We start from the raw sequence: 3327 nt of genomic DNA, 5'->3' as shown, positions 1-3327 counted from the left end.
TTAATCAATATGACTATGTATTTATGTGCAGAAATAATAAAAAACACTGCCAGGCGCAGTGTTTTTTATTACTACCTTTTATCCAATTCATTCGTATTAAATCCTTGCTTGAGAGAGTAAGACCAGTTCTTTCTTATTTCATCAACAACTATTTCTGGATAATCCCAATGAAGCGTACGAGTAGACTCCCGGATTCGTTATACTATTCCTTGGGCTGTTTTATTTCTATATTCATTCCAATATTTTGGCTCAGTCGCTCTTAAAAGAACGATAGAAAAAGGATCTGATATGAATATCAGATCCTTAACTTTAATTTCTTAATACATACATCTTTTTACACGATAACTGGTTCATACGTGCTCAAATTATCATACTCAGTTTTTACAATACTAGGCGGAAGGTTAACACATCCTCAGATTCACCTTTTCCTGTAGCAGTGCATAATGTTTAATAAAATTAAAGCATATTTTTACTTACCAGACTTAATTTTTTCGTTATATTCTTCTAAAGTTAACCCTTTTTCTTTTAGATAAACAGCAACTTCTTTTCCTACATAACGATAGTGCCATGGCTCATACTTAATGCCAGTAATATTCTCTTTATCTTTTGGATAGCGGAGAGTAAATCCATATTCTGCAGCATTCTTATCTAACCATTTGAATGCATCGGTAGTTTCAAATTTTGCATTTAAATCTTCTACAGTATTCTGCCATTCAACTGAAATAATGTCTAACGCTAATCCAGTATGATGTTCACTTGCACCAGGATACTGAAGATATTCCAATGCCTTAGCACTAGCCTCTTTATCCGACAAGCCTTGAGATTTATAGCTTTTAACTGAAGCATCATAATAAGTTTGTTGTAATTTTATAGCTCGATAACCTGATCTTAAATAAAGATTGATTCCCTCTTTTTTTGCAGCTGCTACCATATCCTGATAGGAAGTTGCAATTCTACTATCTATTTTCATATTTGGCTTCGCATTTTGGGTGATACTTGTTAATTCAATTCCTAGTTCCTTTGATAACATATGCTCTCTATTTACAAGGATAATTCTCCAATCATTAACATCAGAGATAGGTAAAACATCTTTTTTCTTCGCATGTATTTCATTTTTATTTTTATCGTTATTATTAGTAGTTGCCTGAGATGTTTGCTTTCCACTACAAGCAGCAAGACTCCATCCCATTGCTAATACCAATGCTAAAATTATAAATTTTTTAATTGTATCTCATTCCCTTTTTGTTTATTAGTCTTTATACCAATTTCCCAACACGTCTCTAGGAATCTCCTTGAAATCCTTCAAAGAAACGGGGCCGACAAATTTTTTAATTCCATGTTTTTTAGAATTTTCATCCGAATAATCTTTTAAAAATTGAATTTTAAATTGTTTCTTACCATCAGCATAGTCGGTTACTGTCGGTACGATTGCCGCTTGTCGTATACCAAAAGTTTTATCTTCATACTTAACAAATTGTACATAAGATAATCCTCCAACTAATGTTTCTAATTTTTCTTGCGCAGAAATAAGATTTCCAAGAGAATAATAGATTAGCGTTTCATGTCCATCTTTATTTTGTTTCCACTCAATTGGTTGAATTACATGTGGATGATTTCCAATTACTACATCTACACCTAAATCTGTTAAATATTGAGCAACTTCTTTTTGTTGCTTTGAAGGTGTTGAGGTATATTCTACTCCCCAATGCACCATAACAATCACCATATCAGAGCTACTCTTTGCCTTTTCCACATCATTTTGTATCGCTTTTTTATCAATTAAATTTAAAGCCCAAGACTTATCAGCTGGAATTTTAATTCCATTCGTACCATATGTATAATTTAGTAACGCAAAACTAATACCATTTTTTGTAATCGTTTTTATTTCATTACGCTCGTTTTTACTCTCATTAATACCTACCGGCATAACATCCGGATATTTCTTCCAGTATTCTCTTGTATTCGCAACACCTTTAATACCCATATCCATAGCGTGATTTGTCGCTTGCGTCACTATATTGAATCCAGTGTCCACTAAAGATTGGCCTACTTCTTCAGGTGTATTGAAAGTCGGATATCCCTGTACTTTTAAATTATTTCCGGCAATCGGAGTCTCCTGGTTCACTATAGCAAGATCACTTGATTTAACAGCTTTTTTGATATTTTCATAAATATAATTATAATCATATGAACCGTCTTTTTGTTTGCCATCTTTAATTACTGCGTCATGATATAAATTATCACCCGTTGCTATTAAATTCACAACCGATTGTACTTTTTTATCTTCCGTAAAATTAGGAGACTGTTGGATAGGACTTTTCTCTACCCAATTTGGTGCTTTTAATGATGTATCTATATTGGATTCAGCCGGTGGTAATGAAGCTTTAGATGTCTTAACATCTGTATTACCACAAGCGGTTAAAAGCACTAAAAAAATAAGACATACTAAAAAAAACTTTTTACTTCTCTGTAAAGTATCTAACATGTGATCCTCTTTTCTGTTTTATTCCTTATAACCAGTTCTAACAAATCATTCTTTAAAACAACGTATTTTGGTTTTACCCTTAATTATGGAAGGACACTCTGTTACACCTGCTTCGGAATATACTAATAATTGTTTTCCGCTTTCTAGCAATCTATCGATTCCATCAGAAGTGATAGGTTACTAGAAAAAGATGATCCATCAGGATGTCGAATAGTTTGATATACCTATTCCAATTGCAATAACTCGTTTAATATTTAAACAAGATAGGAGAATCGTTCATATAGCCTCTTCTCTCGCTTTATGTTTAAAGTGCCTCCAAAAAAGGGATCGTTGCTGTACCCCTTTGCATAGTGCGAAATTTTTGTAACTAATTTCTTTCATTCAAGCGACAAACATTATACCGATAACAATAAGTAAGACCCAAGAACTTATTTTACCAATATACGAAAAAAGTAGCAATCTTTTGTCCCATATAAAGAAGCCCATTAGGAGAAATGAACGAGAGATTCATTCTATTCAATTCCTTCATTGATTAATAAAAAAACAAGCCATCCAACTATTGGATGGCTCTATACTATAAAGAGAATTTGTTATTGGATTACTTCAATTTCCCTTCAAAAACAATCTTCCTACCGCACGGCTCAACTACTGTTTTGCCGTCTTTCTTTACTTCATGAAAGATTGGCTCTTCCATACGACGAGACGGAGCGTAGCCTTCTTGTTCCATACGTGCTAAGCAGTCTGTAATTGTTTCATTTTCAAGTACTTCAAATTTCTTTTTATTAGGTTGTTTTGTCATGACCTAACCTACTTTCTATTTTTCTTGATGCAAATTGATTTTT

The 3327-nt window shown here is 33.0% G+C and carries 3 protein-coding genes; all 3 read right to left on the bottom strand.

Going from position 1 to position 3327, the window contains the following annotated elements; genetic code table 11:
• Positions 1–469: 469 nt before the first annotated feature.
• The 3 genes from ACQGS6_RS25120 to ACQGS6_RS25110 all read right to left on the bottom strand — a co-directional run bounded on the left by ACQGS6_RS25120 (position 470) and on the right by ACQGS6_RS25110 (position 3284).
• Positions 470–1201, bottom strand: a complete 732-nt coding sequence (locus ACQGS6_RS25120; protein WP_000241986.1) for a M15 family metallopeptidase — start codon at positions 1199–1201, stop codon at positions 470–472.
• Between the two features lie 48 nt (positions 1202–1249).
• Entirely contained in the window at positions 1250–2485 is a 1236-nt protein-coding gene (locus ACQGS6_RS25115; RefSeq protein WP_426965776.1) for a CapA family protein, read from the bottom strand.
• Positions 2486–3083: 598 nt separating this feature from the next.
• A complete protein-coding gene (locus ACQGS6_RS25110) occupies positions 3084–3284 on the bottom strand; it encodes an NETI motif-containing protein (protein WP_000166303.1) in 201 nt (66 codons plus the stop codon).
• Positions 3285–3327: the final 43 nt, after the last annotated feature.

The sequence above is a fragment of the Bacillus sp. GMs2/2 genome (assembly GCF_050172095.1).
Lineage (GTDB): Bacteria > Bacillota > Bacilli > Bacillales > Bacillaceae_G > Bacillus_A > Bacillus_A cereus.
The sequence above is the reverse complement of the archived record's forward strand: the minus strand, read 5'-3'. Positions and strand labels throughout refer to the sequence as shown.

What these genes read in the sequence shown, in the direction of transcription:
- ACQGS6_RS25115 (WP_426965776.1), bottom strand. Translation starts at nt 2,485, where the DNA reads ATGTTAGATACTTTACAGAGAAGTAAAAAGTTTTTTTTAGTATGTCTT.
- ACQGS6_RS25110 (WP_000166303.1), bottom strand. Translation starts at nt 3,284, where the DNA reads ATGACAAAACAACCTAATAAAAAGAAATTTGAAGTACTTGAAAATGAA.